The 18,498-nt window shown below is 39.9% G+C and carries 17 protein-coding genes and 1 riboswitch; of the genes, 8 read left to right on the top strand and 9 right to left on the bottom strand.

The window, feature by feature from the left end; all coding sequences use genetic code 11:
- Positions 1 to 236: 236 nt before the first annotated feature.
- Both R9C00_04230 and R9C00_04225 read right to left on the bottom strand, forming a co-directional pair.
- On the bottom strand, positions 237 to 1,073 hold the full coding sequence (locus tag R9C00_04230; GenBank protein WPO36655.1) for a PspA/IM30 family protein: 837 nt from the start codon (positions 1,071 to 1,073) through the stop codon (positions 237 to 239).
- Positions 1,074 to 1,231: 158 nt separating this feature from the next.
- Positions 1,232 to 1,660: a J domain-containing protein gene (locus R9C00_04225; protein WPO36654.1), complete on the bottom strand. Its 429-nt coding sequence runs from the start codon at positions 1,658 to 1,660 to the stop codon at positions 1,232 to 1,234.
- A 385-nt stretch (positions 1,661 to 2,045) separates the two neighbouring features.
- On the opposite strand from R9C00_04225, the gene R9C00_04220 reads away from it, so the two are divergent.
- Positions 2,046 to 2,174: a hypothetical protein gene (locus tag R9C00_04220; protein ID WPO36653.1), complete on the top strand. Its 129-nt coding sequence runs from the start codon at positions 2,046 to 2,048 to the stop codon at positions 2,172 to 2,174.
- 63 nt (positions 2,175 to 2,237) lie between these two features.
- Here the strand turns inward: R9C00_04220 and R9C00_04215 are convergent, their stop codons facing one another.
- Positions 2,238 to 5,438 carry an ATP-binding protein gene (locus R9C00_04215; GenBank protein ID WPO36652.1) on the bottom strand — a complete coding sequence of 1,067 codons (3,201 nt, stop codon included), beginning with the start codon at positions 5,436 to 5,438 and terminating at the stop codon, positions 2,238 to 2,240.
- Between the two features lie 558 nt (positions 5,439 to 5,996).
- Here R9C00_04215 and R9C00_04210 point away from each other — a divergent pair.
- The 6 genes from R9C00_04210 (at position 5,997) to R9C00_04185 (ending at position 13,684) form a co-directional block, all read left to right on the top strand.
- Complete coding sequence (locus R9C00_04210) at positions 5,997 to 6,614, top strand: YceI family protein (GenBank protein WPO36651.1); 618 nt, start codon at positions 5,997 to 5,999, stop codon at positions 6,612 to 6,614.
- Positions 6,615 to 6,829: 215 nt separating this feature from the next.
- Positions 6,830 to 7,327: a flavin reductase gene (locus tag R9C00_04205; GenBank protein ID WPO36650.1), complete on the top strand. Its 498-nt coding sequence runs from the start codon at positions 6,830 to 6,832 to the stop codon at positions 7,325 to 7,327.
- A gap of 79 nt (positions 7,328 to 7,406) precedes the next feature.
- Positions 7,407 to 7,508: riboswitch (SAM riboswitch) on the top strand.
- A 117-nt stretch (positions 7,509 to 7,625) separates the two neighbouring features.
- Positions 7,626 to 8,645, top strand: a complete 1,020-nt coding sequence (locus R9C00_04200; protein WPO36649.1) for a homocysteine S-methyltransferase family protein — start codon at positions 7,626 to 7,628, stop codon at positions 8,643 to 8,645.
- Positions 8,646 to 8,732: 87 nt separating this feature from the next.
- A complete protein-coding gene (metH, locus tag R9C00_04195; protein WPO36648.1) occupies positions 8,733 to 11,456 on the top strand; it encodes a methionine synthase in 2,724 nt (907 codons plus the stop codon).
- Positions 11,457 to 11,821: 365 nt separating this feature from the next.
- Positions 11,822 to 12,382 (top strand): YceI family protein, encoded by a 561-nt coding sequence (locus tag R9C00_04190; protein WPO36647.1) that lies wholly within the window; start codon positions 11,822 to 11,824, stop codon positions 12,380 to 12,382.
- 39 nt (positions 12,383 to 12,421) lie between these two features.
- On the top strand, positions 12,422 to 13,684 hold the full coding sequence (locus R9C00_04185) for a hypothetical protein (GenBank protein ID WPO36646.1): 1,263 nt from the start codon (positions 12,422 to 12,424) through the stop codon (positions 13,682 to 13,684).
- Positions 13,685 to 13,817: 133 nt separating this feature from the next.
- On the opposite strand, the gene R9C00_04180 is transcribed toward R9C00_04185, so the two are convergent.
- The 5 genes from R9C00_04180 to R9C00_04160 form a co-directional block, all read right to left on the bottom strand.
- A complete protein-coding gene (locus R9C00_04180; GenBank protein WPO36645.1) occupies positions 13,818 to 13,979 on the bottom strand; it encodes a hypothetical protein in 162 nt (53 codons plus the stop codon).
- A gap of 103 nt (positions 13,980 to 14,082) precedes the next feature.
- Complete coding sequence (locus R9C00_04175; protein WPO36644.1) at positions 14,083 to 14,718, bottom strand: response regulator transcription factor; 636 nt, start codon at positions 14,716 to 14,718, stop codon at positions 14,083 to 14,085.
- A gap of 77 nt (positions 14,719 to 14,795) precedes the next feature.
- Positions 14,796 to 15,584: a sensor histidine kinase gene (locus R9C00_04170; GenBank protein ID WPO36643.1), complete on the bottom strand. Its 789-nt coding sequence runs from the start codon at positions 15,582 to 15,584 to the stop codon at positions 14,796 to 14,798.
- Positions 15,577 to 16,266, bottom strand: coding sequence for a hypothetical protein (locus tag R9C00_04165; GenBank protein ID WPO36642.1), 690 nt, complete (start codon positions 16,264 to 16,266; stop codon positions 15,577 to 15,579). The genes R9C00_04170 and R9C00_04165 overlap by 8 nt, the downstream gene beginning before the upstream one ends.
- A gap of 90 nt (positions 16,267 to 16,356) precedes the next feature.
- On the bottom strand, positions 16,357 to 16,767 hold the full coding sequence (locus R9C00_04160) for a hypothetical protein (GenBank protein ID WPO36641.1): 411 nt from the start codon (positions 16,765 to 16,767) through the stop codon (positions 16,357 to 16,359).
- A gap of 267 nt (positions 16,768 to 17,034) precedes the next feature.
- On the opposite strand from R9C00_04160, the gene R9C00_04155 reads away from it, so the two are divergent.
- Positions 17,035 to 17,865: an alpha/beta hydrolase gene (locus tag R9C00_04155; protein WPO36640.1), complete on the top strand. Its 831-nt coding sequence runs from the start codon at positions 17,035 to 17,037 to the stop codon at positions 17,863 to 17,865.
- Between the two features lie 4 nt (positions 17,866 to 17,869).
- Here the strand turns inward: R9C00_04155 and R9C00_04150 are convergent, their stop codons facing one another.
- Complete coding sequence (locus R9C00_04150; protein WPO36639.1) at positions 17,870 to 18,355, bottom strand: nucleotidyl transferase AbiEii/AbiGii toxin family protein; 486 nt, start codon at positions 18,353 to 18,355, stop codon at positions 17,870 to 17,872.
- Positions 18,356 to 18,498: the final 143 nt, after the last annotated feature.

Genomic DNA, 18,498 nt, shown 5'->3' with positions numbered 1-18,498 from the left:
AAATAAAAAAGCCCCACGCAAAGCGAAGGACTACCAAAAGTACATATTTTAATTCCCATGCACTAGTACAAGAGAAATACTACATTTTTATCGCTCCTTCTATCTGCACATTTTTTTTCATTGCCATATCAACACATCAATCAATTAACACATTTTCCCTTCCTATTATAAAAAAAGCTTCTGCCTTCGAACCAATCGAAAACAGAAGCTTTTGCAAAAACCTAGTAGCTAAAAAACTACTGGCTGTCTTTCAATTTTTGTTTGAGCTTTTCAAGATCGCTCAAGCCTCCCGTAGGAGCTGCAGTTCCTGAAGATTGGCTTCCAGTTCCTTCTTCTGGTTGGCTAGGCTCTTCTTTTTGAGTCAACTTTTGGTTCTCTAGCTTCGCTTTCAGGCGGGTAAGAGCTTCCGATCCACTTCCTTCCGATGGTCCAAGTACCTTGTCTATTTCATCATCGATCGACGTGTTGGTTGTGTCAGCTATATCGGCATACGACTCTGCCAAGGCTTCTTGCTCAGCAACTTTTTCTTTCATTCTTTCTAAGCGAGAAAGCGTATCCGACGAATCTATTCTGGCCATCTGCTTGTTGAGTTTAGCAGTTGCTTCACTCACTTTTGATCGGGCTTTCAATGTTTTCAACTCACCTTCCCAGCTACCTATCTGATCTTTGAGTTTGTTCACGTTCGTCTCCATCTTCCTCACTAGTGGCTCGTAATGATCCACATTTTTCTTGGTACTCATCACTCGCTGCTCTAACTGCTCTTTTTTGGCAAGTGCCTGTGTAGCAAGCCTATCGGCATCTTGTTGGGCTATTTCTCCACGCTCGGCCTTTTGCAAAAGCAGAATAGCCTTTGCTTCATAATCGCGCTCCAGCTTCACGGCCATTTCCAACTCCTTTTTTGCCCTAATGTGCATCGCCTTCACTTCTGCCAAACTCTGCAAACTCTTGTTCAAGTCTGTTTTCAAGTCCCTTATCCCCTGCTCCGTCATCTTTATAGGATTTTCCAATTTGCTGAGGGCTGCGTTTGTTTCCGCTTCTGCTATTCCAAATAATCTTTTTAACCAACCGAACATATGTATCGAATAATCTAAATGAATTGAATGTGAACTAACAAATAGCCCATTCTAACTAAAAAAGTTTATGTTTCCCTCCATTGAATGGCACGGGAATAAAAATGATTTTTGCCTTACTAAAATTATAAATTTTCACCGAAAGTTAATCATACACTCGCTTACTTTCCATATTTATTCTCAAAATACACATAAGCCTCGTTTATCTGCCTCGATACTTCCTGTGCCATTTCAAATTTCTCTTTGTCGTTATGGTAGAGGTCTGGGTGGTAAATCTTCATTAACCTCCTGTACGATTTTTTGATTTCGGCAAAAGGGACTCCAGGTGCTAGCTCCAAATTTGCATAATACGCTTTTTCCTTCTCAACCGCAGGGTCTGGTGGTGGTGCTTGATACCTCGAACGTCCTGAAGAACTGCTGCTTGTCTGTTTCTCTTCTTCTTTCCAAGAATGCTCTTCTGCTTTCTTTTTAGTGAACCTCTTTATTATTTCGTCAACATCCAAATCGTCAATCGATTGGTCAAAATCGAAAACCCTTTCAAACTTATCGTTGAATTCGGCTTTTAATATTCCTCTTATCCTATCTATCATTTTTGCAGAAAAATTAAAGCGTTACTTTTCCGACTTTAGAAGTAATTGTAAAATAATTGGTCTAAAGTCTGTTTATTCTCACGTAAAAGAAACAAAAACTGTTGGATTTATTCCTATTACGGACTTGAAGCTTTTAAATAAAAGCACGAATTCTCCATGTTTGTTTTCGCTTTTCACCGTCTTGCCCAAAATGGAATACGGACTAATTTAGGTCAAATTATGAAAAAACTAGCTCCTTTTATTTGATATTTCTCTTGCCCAAGTTGGTCAGCCCGATCCCTTGAGAACAACCCAACCACTTCCAACCAGATTATAAACCCCTCACCGATAATATTGAAAAAACTTCGCGATTATAGGAGATATTCTCCGCCAAAAATTCATGGAAATGGGTACTAACTACCAAAGCTATAGAGAAGCGTACTTCAAAATTGGGTGGATGAACGATAAGGAAAAGCAATTGAAAAATTTACAGACATTCAGTTTGGTATTGCAAAAAACGAAAACTGAGCTGTAAGATCGCATTTTATAAAAGGGTAAAACGATTGACAAGAGGCTAACCGCTTTTTTTGCTTAGCAATTAACCTTGTACCGAAATTTCATCATTTTTATCATCAATCAGACTAATCGCCGAAGCCTTTGCCAGCTCAATGGAGAAACAAGCCCCTTCGCCCAAGTTGCTGTCACACCAAACTTTACCGCCCATAGCCTCCATGTATTTCTTTACAATAGACAAGCCCAAACCAATGGACTGTTCGCCTCCTGTTGGCTTTGCGGAGAGTTTTTGGAACTTTTTAAACAACTTCCTTCTATCCTTTTTACTCACTCCAGGCCCTTGGTCTATCACCGATAGTCTTACAGAATCGTCAGCATCAAATACACGTACCAACACCTCTTCTCCCGGTTCAGAGAACTTCAAAGCATTACTCATTAGGTTTTCCATCACTTGCGTGAGGTAGTTTCTATCAGCATTTACCTGTATTTGTTCAGTTTCTATTTGATATACAAACTGAATTTTCTTTTTCTTAGCCTGCTCCGCCAAACTTTCTCCAACCGAAAACAGCAACTTGTCCATTTCCACTTCTTCAAGCTGTATATTAATACGGTTCGAGTCGATGGCTTCTACATCTAGTATCTTTTTGATCATGCCATCCATCCGCAGTAAAGAGCGTTGGGTAACATTCAATCCATCTGTTTGGGTTTTGCCTAAGCCTTCTGTTTGGCTAAGCACAAAATTGGTAAGGCTGATGGCTATAGCCAATGGATTCCGCAAATCGTGGGCAACCACTCCAATCAAGTGATTTTTCTCTTCGTTCAGCTCAAGCAATTCTTCATTTTTAAGCTCAATGGTCTTTTTCTGGGCTATGATATTCTCATTGGCAGATTTCAAGTTTTCCGACTTAATAGCCAATTGCATATACGCCGCAGCATTTTCCAGAGCTATTTTCGCATAGATTGCAATGTTTCGCATCAGGTTGAGATGGTAATCGGTATAGGCATCTTTTTCGTAACTCTGCACCGTAAGCACCCCTATTACTTTATCTTGTACCAAAAGCGGAATCATAATTAGCGAAGCAGGAGTTTTACCTTCCTTAGAAACCAAACCCTCACAAGCTTTTTCTAAAGAATACGCTGCGCATTCATTTTCAAAGTCTTGTATAAAAATTTCTTTTTTGTGAGAATAGCAGTAAGCTGCCAATTGATTTTTAGCTTTCACAGGAACAAAAAAGCTTGGGCTCAGTTCCTCATCGTTGTGCAGCACCGTAAAGTTTAAGGTTTCTTGTTGGGCGTTATAAATCCCCACACCAAAAACTGTTGCATCCATCAGGTTATTGATGTTTTTGTAGATCGCCTTAGCTACTTTTTCCACCGACAACGAACTGGTGATATCTTGACCTATGTGGCTCAGCAATTCTAAATTCTTGTATGATTGCTCCAATTTAATAGCCTGGGTGAGAATCTGTTCTTTTTGAATTCCCAGCTTTTTATTAGCCCGCCGTGCGTGGAGGTAATTATAAAGAATCAATACCAAAATAATACTCACCAGAATCACAATCCCAACGGAGTATTTCGTAAGTGTTTCCTGTTTGCTCAACTGTAATTCTTGATACTTCTTCTCTTTTTCTAGCAACTTTACCTCCTTTTGCTTCTCCTCTTTTTCCAGCTCCTGCTTTTTGATCATCAGTTCTTGAATCTGCTTGTTCTTTTCTAGCAAAGCAATGATTCTTTCCTGTCGTTCAGTTTCAATCTGCTGCTGGATCAGTCTCAATTCTTGTAAGGCTTGAGCCTTTTCTAATTGCTCGTTTTTCAAAGCAGTCTCTCTCAGTTCATTATCGATAGTAAGCAACTGAAGCTCCTGACGCTGACGCTCCGACTCCAGTTCCAACTGTCCAATCGTCAATCTACTCAACTCTTCATCAATAATCATCTGCTCCCGCTTGTTGGTAATGTACTGCATCCGGTTTTCAGCCATTTCCTTCCTCATCAAATCCCTTCTGCGCTCTATGTCTTGCTCGTGAAGGCTATCCTCTAGGGCATCGTGCAATTTGAAGTAAGTCAAGGCCTTTTTCATCTTTTTCTTCTTGGAATAAGATTCATAAAGGTTGAGGTAGCTCTCGCTCATGACCTCCATCGAATTAACCATTTTTCCATAACCCAAGCCCAAAAGACTAAACTCCTCAGCCTTATCTTCGTCCTTAAGCTTGAGATACGTATCGGCAATTAGGTTACAGGTCCTTGCCATCTCTTTCTTATCGGACTGGGCAATATCAATCTTTAGTTTTTTATCGTAATAGTTGAGCGCATGGGTATAACTTGTCGCAACTCCCAAATCACCCAAATAGTTGTAAATAAGCCCTATTGTCAAAAGAGTTTCCTTGTATTGGCTCAGTGTCTTGCCCTTTTTCTCAAGCGGTTGCATCTGAATCAGGTATTGTAAAAAGTAACTCAAAGACTTGTGGCAATCTTCTAAGTCTTTATAGATGAAGCCAATATCGTTCAGTGCATTTGCTACCCCTACTTTGTTACCCAGCTCCCTATTGATAGCCAAATATTTGAAACTATATTCCAAAGCAGCTTCATGCTCTTCTAACTTCACAAAGTTATCGCTGATTTTTTTCAGGGTAACCGCTACATCTTCCCGCCTGTCTAACTCATAATATAAGCCAAGTAATTCCTGATCGATAAGTACGGCTTTCTCATAAAGCTCCATATCCAAATACACACCCGTTATAAGCTGCAGGTTACCAATATGTGATTCATAAGCGGTATCGTTTGCCATGAAGCTTTTTACCTTTAGATAGTAATCCAAGGCACTTTTGGGCAAACCCCATGACTTATACAAGTCGCCCATTTCGGCATATACACTTCGCAGATAGGGTATTCTTTTGGGGTTAGATTCGTCCATATTTTCGAGCATTTTGACGCTCTTCATATAGAACCTTAGTGCTGAGCCTAATTCTTTTACCTCTATATGACCTCTTGCCGCAGTCAAATAACTTTTTACAGTTACACAGGTGGGAAAAGTACTCTCATACTCTTCTAGTGCCTTTTGGGAAAAATATATCGCACTATCGGCTTGCTTATTTTGCAAGTAAAAAGCTGCCACTTTATTGAAGTAAGCTGCTTTTACGCTGTCACCTTCTATCCAAAAAGAAGGTTTATGCAGACTTAGCCCTTCGGGAGAAGGAGGGATTTTGCATAACGCAGCCGAAGTTATTCCTGTAAGCAGGAACACATAGGCAATCAGTGTGGTAATTTTATAATTGTACACTTTACTCATAGACCTTGTAGTAGCCTCTCATTATTGCTAGGAGCTTTATAGCGCTAAGTCCGAGCAATATTGAAAGTTTGTGAGTTGAATAAGCAATGCTTATCCTATCCTTAGTTTTTGCAAATTCTGCTAGTGAATCTGAGCCGAGTAGTGTTATAAATTGTGGTCTGAGCTAGTTAGCAAGTGCTGGTATTGGTATACGGTTATAAGTTTTACAGACGAAAAAATGTTCCCAATGATAAATAGTTTAAAGAGCATTATTTCCATGAACGACGTAAATCTAGGCAAAAACAACAGTTTTTCATATATAAACAGCAGGAAGGCAAAAAAAAGGACGCCAATCGGGGAATATGGGTGATGAAGGGTTTTGCGGTTAGCTTGAACCACCTTACCTTTTATCTGTTTGTTTCTCAAAATTTGGGGGCAAAATCATAAGCTAGATTTGACAATCATCATCGTCTTTGAACTTTATTTCTTTTAACTTTATAAAACTGAGGGAGATGAAGCTACTCTTCTATCCTGACCAAATAGCAAGGATAAATCCACCAATATAAAACATAAACCCAGATGAACTATCCTAAACTTTTACTCTTCTTTGCCCTAATAGGCTGGAGCAGCTTCGGGCAAGCCCAAGAGTTAACTGAAAGAAAATGGCTGGTTGATGAAAACAGTAGTATCATCATAAACGGAAGCTCTAATGTAAACGACTTTGCTTGTTCGATGCAAAGCCCGCCCAAAAATGATACGCTTTTAGTGAACTTTGAGGAAAAAAATGATATTATCAAATTCCACAATACCGATTTATTTATCAAAACCTCTTGCTTCGATTGCCAAAACAATCTGATCACCAAAGATTTCCAAACAACTTTACAAGCAGAGGAACACCCAGAAATATTGCTCAGCTTTGTTGCCTTAGAAATACCCAAAAACCCAAAAGAAACTCTGGAACAACTAAATGGGGAAGTTAAAATAACGATAGTTGGGGTTTCAAGATATTATAGAATCAAATTTGATGTGAGAAGGAACAATGACGATTACCTTTACCTTGCGGGCAAGAAGGAAGTAAGCTTCAACGATTTTGGGCTAACCCCTCCTCGGAAACTTGCAGGGTTTGTAAGGGTAAATAATGAACTGGAAATTGATTTTAACTTATCACTACTTCCAGTTATCAACGAAACCTTTTAAAGAAGAAATCAGAAAGGATCTATTGTTTCTTAAAATCACCTTAGTACATAATATCGCCTCAAGACCAATACTTTAATTAAATGAAGTAGGCTATTTGGAAACATTACCTCTTTATTAAGACCAACAAGACCATCTGAGCTATTTTCTTAGCTAATCTATATTCCCTTTTTTTCTCTACTTTTGAAACTCAATTTGAAATAGAGATAATATAAAACATGCAAACAGTAAGCAAAGACGAGTTTAGAGATGGAATGAGACTTTTGGCAGGGGCAGTTTCAGTAGTGGCTACCCAAGGAGATGCAGGCAAAGGAGGCTTGACGGCTACAGCAATTTGTTCGGTATCTGACGAACCTCCTACGCTTCTCACTTGCATCAATAACAACAATGAGCTGGTCGAAATCATCAAAAAAAACGACTTGTTCTCCGTCAACCTGCTCAGTTCGGCCATGGAAGCAATCTCTAACCGATTTGCAGGGTTTGACAAAGTACCAATGGAAGAGCGCTTCGAACTTGGCAGTTGGGATTTTGAAAAAAGCACCTCTCCTGTGCTAGAGGGTGCTTTGGTCACCTTCTGTTGCAAGGTAAAAGAAATGGCAGTTTCAGGCACACATACAGTTATTTTTGGAGAAATTCACGAGGTTTTCACTGCCGAAGGGCAAACTCCGCTACTTTATTTTGACCGAAACTATACAAGCACAAGTCCAAAACAGTAGCATTTGGCTAAGAAACCATTGCCTTTCGTAAAGATTTTTAGCACATTTGTAAACTGATTGTAAAAATACATTTAGCAATAACTTATCAGGAAAGATCGAGGGACAGGGCCCGACGACATCTTAGCAACCAGGCAATAGCCACGGTGCTACATCCCGCCCAGAAAATTGGGGAAGATAAGCGAGAAAGCATTTTGCATCCCTCCTTACATTCATTTCCCTTTGTTTTTTTAAATCATGTTCCTGAGGCTTTTGGCCAAGATTGAAACTTTCTTTATTTTTGGTACTTAACCACATTCAAATGCAAAAAAGAGACATAAGAGAAATATTAAAGGAGCGAATTTTGGTGCTCGACGGGGCAATGGGAACAATGATCCAGCGCTACAAGCTAGAGGAAGAAGACTACCGGGGCGAGCGCTTCAAAGATCATGAAAGCCCCCTGAAAGGAAACAACGACTTATTGGTTCTTACTCGCCCAGATATCATCAAAGCCATTCACTCTGAGTACTTTGAAGCTGGAGCAGACATTGCCGAAACAAACACGTTTAGTTCAACTACCATTGCTCAAGAAGACTACAACCTTCAGCACATTGTGTATGAGCTAAACTTCGAAGCAGCAAAAATAGCCAAGGAAGCGGCAGATGAGTTTACTACCAAGCAGCCTGATAAGCCTCGTTTTGTAGCTGGTTCTATCGGACCAACTAACCGTACGGCTTCGCTCTCGCCAGATGTGAACGACCCAGGCTACCGTGCTGTTACGTTCCGCCAACTTGCCAATGCCTACAAAGAGCAAGCTAAAGGACTTTGGGACGGCGGATCGGATGTACTGCTAGTTGAAACAGTGTTCGATACGCTCAATGCAAAAGCGGCGCTTTTTGGTATAGAAGAGCTCAAGCAAGAGCGTGGGGAGGATATTCCCGTAATGGTTTCGGGTACAATCACCGACAAGAGTGGGAGGACACTATCGGGGCAAACTACTGAAGCATTTCTAATTTCCATCTCACATATTCCGCTTATGAGCGTAGGCTTAAACTGCGCTTTGGGGGCAAAAGATTTGCGACCTTACTTGCAAGTACTTTCCAAAAAATCGGGCTTTGCGGTAAGCGCACACCCCAATGCAGGACTTCCAAACGAATTTGGCGCTTATGACCAGACTCCTGATGAAATGGCTGCTCAAATAGAGATTTTCCTCAACGAGGGCTTGATCAATATCATTGGCGGATGCTGTGGAACTACTCCTGATCATATCAGGGCAATTGCCGAATCAGCAGCGAAATTTTCGCCAAGGGTTGCCGAGGAAAATAAAACCGAAGCTGTTTAGCTATAACTCAACACGAATTAGCATTTGGATATAAATTAAAAGCCATTATTTCAACTTTTGGAGAAATAATGGTTAAAAAATAGAGACATGACTAAAAATCCCAATACACACTTTTCACCTTTGTTACTGAGCGGACTAGAGCCTTTAGTAATCACCCCCGACTCAAACTTTGTGAACGTAGGTGAGCGAACCAATGTGACTGGTTCGAGGAAATTTCTTCGCCTTATAAAGGAAAACAACTACGAGGAAGCACTTTCCATTGCCCTCGACCAAGTGCGGGGCGGAGCGCAAATCATCGATGTGAACATGGACGAAGGTATGATTGACGGCAAGGAAGCCATGGTCAAGTTTTTGAACCTTATCGCCTCTGAGCCAGAAATTTCCCGAGTTCCTATTATGATTGACTCCTCTAAGTGGGAAATCATAGAAGCAGGGCTACAAGTGGTACAAGGAAAATCGGTAGTAAACTCTATCAGTTTAAAATCTGGCGAAAAAGAGTTTATAGACCATGCCAATAAAATAAGAATGTATGGCGCAGCGGTTATTGTGATGGCATTTGACGAAGACGGACAAGCCGATAGCTATGAGCGTAGGATTGAGATTTGTGAACGTTCGTACCGTGTTTTGGTCGATAAAGTAGGCTTCAACCCTTCTGATATTATTTTTGACCCGAATATTTTCCCCGTTGCTACCGGTATGGAAGAACACCGCCAAAATGCGATGGACTTCTTTAGGGCTACCAAGTGGATAAAAGAAAACCTGCCTGGCGCACACGTAAGTGGCGGTGTCAGCAACGTATCTTTCTCGTTCAGAGGAAACAATGTGGTAAGGGAAGCCATGCATTCGGCATTTTTGTACCACGCCATCCACAACGGCATGGACATGGGAATAGTCAACCCAGCCATGTTGGAAGTGTATGACGACATCCCGAAAGAGCTGTTGGAAAAAGTGGAAGATGTACTGCTCGACCGAAGAGAAGATGCGACCGAACGCCTGCTCGACTATGCCGAAAAAGTAAAAGGTACGGGAAAAGTGAAAGTGGTGGACGAGTCATGGAGAAAAGACCCGGTAGAAGATAGGCTTTCCCATGCACTGGTAAAAGGAATTATCGATTATATAGACGTAGATACCGAAGAAGCCCGCCAAAAATACGGCACTCCGCTAGCGGTAATTGAAGGACCGCTGATGGACGGAATGAACATCGTTGGTGACCTATTTGGCGATGGAAAAATGTTTCTCCCACAGGTGGTAAAAAGTGCAAGGGTGATGAAAAAATCCGTTGCTTACCTCACACCATATTTGGAAGCTGAAAAAGAAGCAAGAAGAAAAGAAGGGTTGATAGATGAAGAAGGCGCACCCAAAATATTGCTCGCTACGGTGAAAGGAGATGTGCATGATATTGGAAAAAACATTGTGGGAGTAGTTCTTGCCTGCAATAGTTTCGATATCATAGACATGGGTGTGATGGTACCTAAAGAGAAAATCATAGAAAAAGCGAAGGAGGAAAACGTGGCGATGATTGGTTTGAGCGGCTTGATTACTCCGTCCCTCGACGAGATGGTAGATGTAGCTAAGGACATGGAAGAGCAAGGAATGGACATTCCGCTGCTTATAGGCGGCGCAACCACTTCCCGAATCCACACGGCGGTAAAAATTGAGCAACATTACAGTGGTTCGACTATCCACGTCTTGGATGCTTCTAGGAGCGTTCCTCTTGCAAGTGCTTTCACCAGCAAAGACAAATCGCAAGCAGAAACTCAGGCTAAGAAAGTAAGAGCAGAATATGAGGTACTCAGAGCAGACCACGCCAAAAGGCAAGAAGCCAAGCAATATATTTCTTTGGAAGCAGCTAGGAAAAACAAAACCCAACTAGATTGGGATGCCCAGACAATCAACAAACCTAGTTTCTTAGGAACAAAGGTTTTTGAAGAGTATGACTTAGAAGAACTAGCCAGCTATATAGACTGGACACCATTCTTCCAAACATGGGAACTGGCTGGTCGTTATCCAAATATCCTTACCGACTCGGTAGTGGGAGAAGAGGCAACCCGTGTGTTCAACGATGCTAAAAAAATATTGGATAAAATCGTTAAAGAAAAGCTTTTCAAAGCAAATGCTACCATAGGTTTCTTCCCTGCTAATGCTATTTCTGACGATGACATTGCTGTTTATGAAGGCGATGGCTCCGACAAAAAACAAAAGGCTATCCTCCACCATCTGCGCCAGCAAAACAAAAAGTCGGCTAAGACGACCAACTTCTGCCTTACCGATTATATCGCCCCTGAAAGCTCAGGAAAGCAAGATTATATAGGTGGATTTGTGGTAACCGCAGGCATCGGCGCTGAGGAACTTGCCAAGGAGTTTGAGGCTGACCACGATGACTATAACAGCATTATGATAAAAGCCTTGGCCGACAGGCTTGCCGAAGCTTTTGCCGAGCGCATGCACGAAAGGGTTAGGACAGAGTTTTGGGGATATAGCCAAGACGAAACGCTTAGCAATGATGAATTGATAAAGGAAAAATATGCAGGAATTCGCCCTGCGCCAGGCTATCCCGCCTGTCCAGATCACTTGGAAAAAGCAACTCTTTTCGAGCTACTCGATGCTGAGAAAAATACCGGTGTGAAATTGACCGAAAGTTTTGCCATGCACCCTGCCGCATCGGTTAGTGGTTGGTATTTCGCCAACGAAAACTCTCGTTACTTCGGACTTGGCAAAATCAATAAAGACCAAGTAGCAGATTATGCTGCAAGAATTGGTAAAACTGAAAAAGAAGTAGAGAGGTGGCTAGGGAGCATTTTAGCTTACTAAAGATGCAAAACTCTTAAAACGATAGAAAAGCGGGCTGAAAAGTCCGCTTTTTTTGTACCATATTTTAAGTAAAAAGTACCATTGCACAAATACGAATACATTAATAAACACTTTACGTTTTTACAAAAAAAACAAATAACAAACTATTACTTTAGACGAATATCCAAAAACATGGGAAATTATTACGATTTACATTATATGTATATACCTAATTTGCAATTATATCATATCGCTCCCATGATTTAGGTCATTTTTTACAGATAAAACACAACCTATAATTGCACCATACAATTAAATAAAAAAGTAACACAAATACAGATTATCATACTGTATCTTCTATTATTTACACATAAACCAGTAGAAAAATGAATTTACGCATTTCCCTTCTCACCTCCTTGATTTTATTACTGATAAACAATGTTTTAACAGCACAAAACTTCAAAGTAAGTGATAAATCAAAAGTCACCATAGAAGGCACTTCAACCATGCATGATTGGGAGAGCGTGGTACAAAACGTTTCTGGCTCTGGAGTTTTCACCATAGAAAATGGACAGCTCAAGAACATCAGTTCCTTAAATGTAACCTTTGTAGTAAAATCTATTGAAAGCGGAAAAAGCAAAATGAACAGCCTTACCTATGACGCTTTAAAAGAAAAGACCAATCCGAATATTACTCTCAAAATCACCAAAATAAAAAGTATTTCCGCTTCTTCAATTGATGCTGAAGGAACACTGACCATTGCTGGCAAATCTCAAACAGTAAATGTGAAAGGAAAACCTACTGTAAGTGGCAATACAGTGACAATAACTGGTGAAAAGGAGATAGATATGACTGCATATGGCATGGAGCCTCCCACGGCTATGCTCGGAACTATCAAAGTAGGAAAGGTGGTCACTATTAAGTATAATCTAATCCTTAATCAATAAACAAATCAAACCCAAACCCAAACTATAAACTATTAGATCATGAAAAAATCGGCTATTATTACTTGCTTATTTCTTATCAGTAGCCTAGTTGTTAGTGCCCAAACTATTGGCTTACAATCAGAATTACAATATTTTAGAGCTCCTGGATATGAAGGGTTGAATGTATTCGAAACCTCTAAAACAAACGATGTTGAGTTTGAAGGGTTAAAAGTAAGAGTAGGAGGCGATTTTGCCCTCCAATTCCAAGGAGTCTCACATGAAAACGGACTTGCTGGTGACACTCTGGTTGACCTAGGCTCAAACTTCAACTTACCAACTGCCAACCTCAATCTCGATGTACAATTAGCAGATGGTATGAGAATGCACTTGAGAACTTATCTTTCATCTAGACACCACTCAGAAGCATATGTAAAAGGAGGTTACCTCCAAATTGACAAATTGGACTGGATAAGCGAAGATTTCTTATCAGGAATTATGGATATAGCTACCATAAAAGTAGGTATGGATCAGTTCAACTACGGCGATGCACATTTCAGAAGATCTGACAACGCTATGGCTATCTACAATCCATTTGTAGGGAATTATATCATGGACGCATTCTCTACTGAACCTTTTTTAGAAGTAACCTTACAACCTTCAGACTTTTTGGCGGTACTGGGTGCTACAAACGGTAGGCTTAACCAAAGCCCAGTGAAAGGTGATAACGGAATGGTGATTTATGGTAAACTAGGTTATGACAAACAAATCAATGACGATTTCAGATTTAGGCTAACTGGTTCATTCTACTCAAGCTCTAAAGAAGGCACTAGAGATTACCTATACGGTGGTGATAGAGCTGGCGGTCGTTATTACCACACTCTTGAGAGCGAACTATTTGGAGGAAGTGATTTTGACCCAAGGTTCAACCCAGGTTTTGCCTACCAAACAGCTTTCCAAATCAACCCATTTGTCAAATACCAAGGTTTTGAGTTCTTTGGAATATTTGAAACAACAAGTAATGGCAACGGCGATGTTGGCGGCAACTTTACCCAAATTGGTGCTGAAGCCTTGTACCGCTTTGGAGGTACCGAACAGTTTTATGTAGCAGGTCGTTACAACAGCGTAACCGGTAAAAAATCTGACAATGCTAGTGATCAAGATATCAGCAGGATAAACATTGGCGGTGGCTGGTTTTTAACCAACCAAGTGATGGCTAAGCTAGAATATGTTTCTCAAGAGCACTCTGGCGATGGCTGGAACGGCTCAAGATACCAAGATGGTAAATTCAACGGAGTTGTACTTGAAGCTGTAATTAGTTTCTAAAACAAAATCCTTCAATATGAATCACCCTTTAGTCAGGGCAAATTGCCCTGACTATTTTTTTTATAGTAGGGATTAAAACCAAAAAAAGCGAACCGTAGAAGATCCGCTTTTTTGGTTTTAAGAGTAGAGAGATTTAATACACGTAAAGAATATCAAAACCGTTCTTTTTTAAGAAGTTACACATTGGACTAACCTGACCCTTAGCCTCTTTAGAGTCTTTTTTTTGTATTTTTTGCTTGTGGGAAACGTATAGTTTCCCTCTTTTTTCAAGCTCTTTTGTGGCAGTAGCTTTCATGAGTTTATGATGGTAATTATCCTTATCTAAATTTAGATCTAAAAAAGACAAGTTGAATCACCCAAAACAATGAAAAGCTTATCACTAAAAATAGTGATATTATTTAAACCGTTATTATCCCCCTAGCAACAGCTTCTTTTAGCAGTGTAGTCGTATTATTCACCCCAAATTTGCTCAACAAGTTCTTTCGGTGTGACTGAACAGTGTGACTACTGATAAAGAGTTTTTCGGCTATTTCAATCGAATTCTTTCCCTCATAAAGCTGCACCAACACCTCTTTTTCCCTAGGAGTCAATTTTATTTCGGTCAGCTCATCCTTCTTTTCAAAGTTCTTCACCAAAGTTTCGGTTACTTGTTGGCTGTAATAAGTGTTCCCTGCCATCACCAGTGAAATAGCATTTAGCAACTCGCCAAGTCCAGTGTTTTTTAATATGAACCCGTGTGTACCAATTTCAGCCATCGTCTTGATGAAATTGGCATCGTTGTGCATAGTAAGAATCAGTATTTTGATAGTTGGATATTCTGCCCGAATAGTCCTTGATGCCTCCACACCATTAACTTTGGGCATATTAATATCCATTATTATTAAATCTGGGCTTAAAGTACCGCACATTTCTATTACTTCTTCTCCATCGTGCGCCTGCCCTACTATTTCAACGTGCTCTTCATGCTCTAGGAGAGACATTATTCCGTCGATTATAATCTGGTGGTCGTCAGCAATTAAAGTCTTTATCAACATATTAAGATACATTTATGCGTATGCGAAAAAAATAAATCTATCTTAAAAACTTTTGAACACCAACACTAATTGCAGAATTATTCAGCTGAAGAAATCGGGAAATCTATGGTGATAGTTGTTCCGTGCCCTACAAAACTATCAATATTCAGTTCACCATTAAATGTGCTGGCTCGGTTTTTAATATTCTGAAGCCCCATGCTATTGCTCTTTGCTTGATTTACATCAAAGCCCCTCCCGTTGTCTTCTATCATAAGCGTAAGGTGGCCATCTTCATGGCGGGTAAGTTGCACATTAATTTCAGTTGCATCCGCATGTTTCAACACATTGCTAACAGACTCTTGAATAATTCTATACAAATTGATTTCAAGATCTTTAGACATTTTCTTATCAATGTTATTGAAGTATATTTCCATACTTATCCTATCACTAGCATTGATCGTGCGCTTTAGGTCAACAAGAGCTGGCTCTAAGCCAAACTTGGACAACACTCCCGAAGTCATGTTATGGGAGATTCTCCTCACTTCATCCAAAGAATCATCTAGCAGTTTACTAAGCATCAACACTTTCGGATTTTGAGGGTCATTGTTAGAAAATGCTCCAAAATGAAGCTTTACCGCCGAAAGCATACTCCCAACCCTGTCGTGCAGTTCAGTAGCTATGCGCTTGCGCTCCGCCTCTTGCGTATCTATCGTTGAATTCAACGTACTTATCTCCAGGTCCTTTAGCAAGGCTTCTATCATTTTGTACTCTGCAGCCTTTTTAATAAGCTTTTGCTGATAAAGTACCACAAAAAAAATGACGGCTCCTACCATCAGCACCATTGCAACCGAACCTATAACCAGTACGAATATAAATTCCTTATTCATAATTCCTTATCACCAACACTAAACCATAAGCCAAAACAAAATTCTTTAGAATATTGCTTATAGACTGTATTATCCACGTATTTTCATAAAAACTATTACCATAACTGCTCAGCAATATAGCACCCATGGCAAAAAGAAAGAAGGTACTGGCAAAAAATACTAAAAACCCTACATTAATGTAAAACAGTGGATACTTGAACAGGTTAGTTGTTTCCTCTTTTGCATATACACGATAGAAAAAATACAAACCAAAATAGATATACAGCAAGGTATTCAGGCTAATGGCATAGGAATTCCATTCGTAAATACTTTGAAGGAAAATAGAATTGGCCACATTGAGCACCAAAAAAGCGGCAAGTAATACCCGTGTAGTCTGTCTTTTAAATTTGAGGATTTGTGTATAAAAAAGAGTTAAGAAGACCAACTCTACAAGGCTTATAAGATGATATAAAGGCATGTTATTGGCTACCTTATCTGCCAAAACATTTGTGATAATCTTAATAACTGTAACAATGAAAAAATTCGCAAGAAGGTAATTATACTCCGGCTTTCTTTTTTTGATAAAAAGCAGTAATACAAGAGGAATAAAATCAGTATAATCTGCCAGTTCTGCTACTAAGATGCTGAATTCTCTGAAGCTAGTAACCATAAAATCGTTTAATACATGATAAAGATTTGGCATAATCTCTAAGGTTTGACAATGAAGCGACACCTATTTTAATATCGCCCCATTACCTATTTGTTATTGAAGAGTGTTTATATTCTCCCTAGCTTAGTCATCACATTGGTTAGGACATGGTCGAGAGTCTGTGAGAGCGTCATCCCCTCCTTCATTATTCAGTGCTCCTCCTTCAATTTTTCCGCCCTGTTTATAAATGGGTATCAAATCTTCACCATCAGTTTTGACAGGGATTAAGATCAAATCAAGTTTCTCTTTCCCTGCACTATCTTCCGAAATCGATCTATAAAAACGAACCGCATCAACTTTAGCAGAGGGATCTGTCACTCCATTATTATAGACCTTCACTTTGTCGAAAAACTCGGTTAGCTTATCTAAGCCGAACATAAATGCTACTGCAAGGTTTGGGTCATTAGGGTCTGGAACAGTAGCTAAAAAAGCATTTAATTCTTTGATAGCTGCAGATTGGTCAACAAATTTCCCAATGTTTGAAAGGTCTGACATTTTGTTTGATAAATTTTATGGTGAATAAAAATAGTAATACAAAACCTGATATTTCATACAAACTCAAAAGTAAAAATGTTTTAAACGGAATAACTCCCTAATTGTAGGTATATGTTGATAATTGATAATAGGTATTTGTATTTATATAACACAGATCACTACAAAACAACATTAATAATCACACCCATAATTCACAAGTTCACTCTTACTTATTTGAAACCTTTCTATATTTAATCGAAAATTTAACTAACTCAATTATCTACCACCATGAAGATGAAATGTATTTTGTACCTATTATTAGGCGCACTCCTTACCGCCTGTTCTACTTCAAAAGAAAAAAGGCAAGATCAAATAGAAGAAAAAAAAAAGTGGAAAACGTTCAGCTCGTTCGATAACACAACCATTGCCCTTACCGATGAAGGGAAGGGTTCTCCAGTAATGTTACTACATGGATTTATCTCTAACGGTAGTTCATGGAACAACGCAGCCCTCAAACAAGAACTTCTGAATGCTGGCTACCGGGTAATAGTCCCCGACCTGAGGGGAAATGGAAACTCTGACAAGCCCCACACTCCTGAAGCTTACGCCAACAATGCGGAAACAAAAGACCTATTGGCACTCGCCGACCATCTTCAATTAGAAACCTATACCGCTATCGGTTATTCCCGAGGATCTATTGTACTGGCAAAATTGCTTACCCAAGAGAAACGAATCAAAAAAGCCGTAATAGGCGGAATGGGATTAGATTTCACCAACCCCGATTGGGATCGCCGCATCATGTTTGCCGAGGCATTTGGAGGAGAAGCACCACTCAGCGACATCACCAGAGAGGCTGTGGAATACGCTACTTCGATAGGTGCAGACCTAAAAGTATTGAGCCTACTCCAGCACCACCAGCCTGTTACGAGCATAACTGAGCTTAAAGCTATAGAAACTCCCACGCTCATCATTGCAGGAGACCTCGATAAGGACAATGGCGATCCTGCTGAATTGCAACAATACTTGCCCAACAGCCAGTTGGCAATAGTGCCTGGCGATCACAACAATACGTATAAAGGAGAGGAATTCGCCAAAAAGGTATTGAAGTTTTTGGAATAATCTCCTACAAATTTTTTAGCTTAGAGAGCGCTGCTATATCGGACTGATCCACTTCTCTATCCGACTCTTTTTTGAGGGCAATAAGGTGTTCGATGGAAATTATTTCGATATCTATTCCCTCCACATGTCTTGTTTCCCGTTGTTTCCATATCTCGTCAAAAGGGATGGGCATATCGATGATTACATCTACCACAAAAAGCTTGGGACCTGTGTTGAAAAAAGAATAGGCTATCATATTCTTTTGATGGATCATGATTCTCCGAAACGAGTTATCGGCAAAAGCTTCCAGCCTGATGGGCAGGCTAGTCTGCAGCCCAATTTGATCCACTACTTTTCTAAACTGTTTGAGGTTTTCCGCATTCAAATCAACTACTAAATCCAAATCGACCGTCATCCGTTGGATTCCATAAATATTCACAGCCACGCCGCCAGTTACTACATATTTAACACCATGGGTTTGAAGAGATTGGAAAATCGCTTTGTACTGCATTTGGCTTAACTCAACTACGGGTTAGAAAGAATTACAACCCAAATTTAACCTCTAATAGCATATATGAAGTTACTTTTTTTCACTTTCTGAAGAAGTTGGAAAAAAAATACAAAAACTATCCCTCATACATTTGGTTGGAAAAG

The organism is Flammeovirgaceae bacterium SG7u.111 (assembly GCA_034044135.1).
Lineage (GTDB): Bacteria > Bacteroidota > Bacteroidia > Cytophagales > Flammeovirgaceae.
Note: the sequence above shows the minus strand (reverse complement) of the source record. Positions and strands in the feature narration are given on the sequence as shown.

What these genes read in the sequence shown, in the direction of transcription:
- R9C00_04230 (WPO36655.1), bottom strand. Translation starts at nt 1,073, where the DNA reads ATGTTCGGTTGGTTAAAAAGATTATTTGGAATAGCAGAAGCGGAAACA.
- R9C00_04225 (WPO36654.1), bottom strand. Translation starts at nt 1,660, where the DNA reads ATGATAGATAGGATAAGAGGAATATTAAAAGCCGAATTCAACGATAAG.
- R9C00_04220 (WPO36653.1), top strand. Translation starts at nt 2,046, where the DNA reads ATGGGTACTAACTACCAAAGCTATAGAGAAGCGTACTTCAAAATTGGG.
- R9C00_04215 (WPO36652.1), bottom strand. Translation starts at nt 5,438, where the DNA reads ATGAGTAAAGTGTACAATTATAAAATTACCACACTGATTGCCTATGTG.
- R9C00_04210 (WPO36651.1), top strand. Translation starts at nt 5,997, where the DNA reads ATGAACTATCCTAAACTTTTACTCTTCTTTGCCCTAATAGGCTGGAGC.
- R9C00_04205 (WPO36650.1), top strand. Translation starts at nt 6,830, where the DNA reads ATGCAAACAGTAAGCAAAGACGAGTTTAGAGATGGAATGAGACTTTTG.
- R9C00_04200 (WPO36649.1), top strand. Translation starts at nt 7,626, where the DNA reads ATGCAAAAAAGAGACATAAGAGAAATATTAAAGGAGCGAATTTTGGTG.
- metH (WPO36648.1), top strand. Translation starts at nt 8,733, where the DNA reads ATGACTAAAAATCCCAATACACACTTTTCACCTTTGTTACTGAGCGGA.
- R9C00_04190 (WPO36647.1), top strand. Translation starts at nt 11,822, where the DNA reads ATGAATTTACGCATTTCCCTTCTCACCTCCTTGATTTTATTACTGATA.
- R9C00_04185 (WPO36646.1), top strand. Translation starts at nt 12,422, where the DNA reads ATGAAAAAATCGGCTATTATTACTTGCTTATTTCTTATCAGTAGCCTA.
- R9C00_04180 (WPO36645.1), bottom strand. Translation starts at nt 13,979, where the DNA reads ATGAAAGCTACTGCCACAAAAGAGCTTGAAAAAAGAGGGAAACTATAC.
- R9C00_04175 (WPO36644.1), bottom strand. Translation starts at nt 14,718, where the DNA reads ATGTTGATAAAGACTTTAATTGCTGACGACCACCAGATTATAATCGAC.
- R9C00_04170 (WPO36643.1), bottom strand. Translation starts at nt 15,584, where the DNA reads ATGAATAAGGAATTTATATTCGTACTGGTTATAGGTTCGGTTGCAATG.
- R9C00_04165 (WPO36642.1), bottom strand. Translation starts at nt 16,266, where the DNA reads ATGCCAAATCTTTATCATGTATTAAACGATTTTATGGTTACTAGCTTC.
- R9C00_04160 (WPO36641.1), bottom strand. Translation starts at nt 16,767, where the DNA reads ATGTCAGACCTTTCAAACATTGGGAAATTTGTTGACCAATCTGCAGCT.
- R9C00_04155 (WPO36640.1), top strand. Translation starts at nt 17,035, where the DNA reads ATGAAGATGAAATGTATTTTGTACCTATTATTAGGCGCACTCCTTACC.
- R9C00_04150 (WPO36639.1), bottom strand. Translation starts at nt 18,355, where the DNA reads ATGCAGTACAAAGCGATTTTCCAATCTCTTCAAACCCATGGTGTTAAA.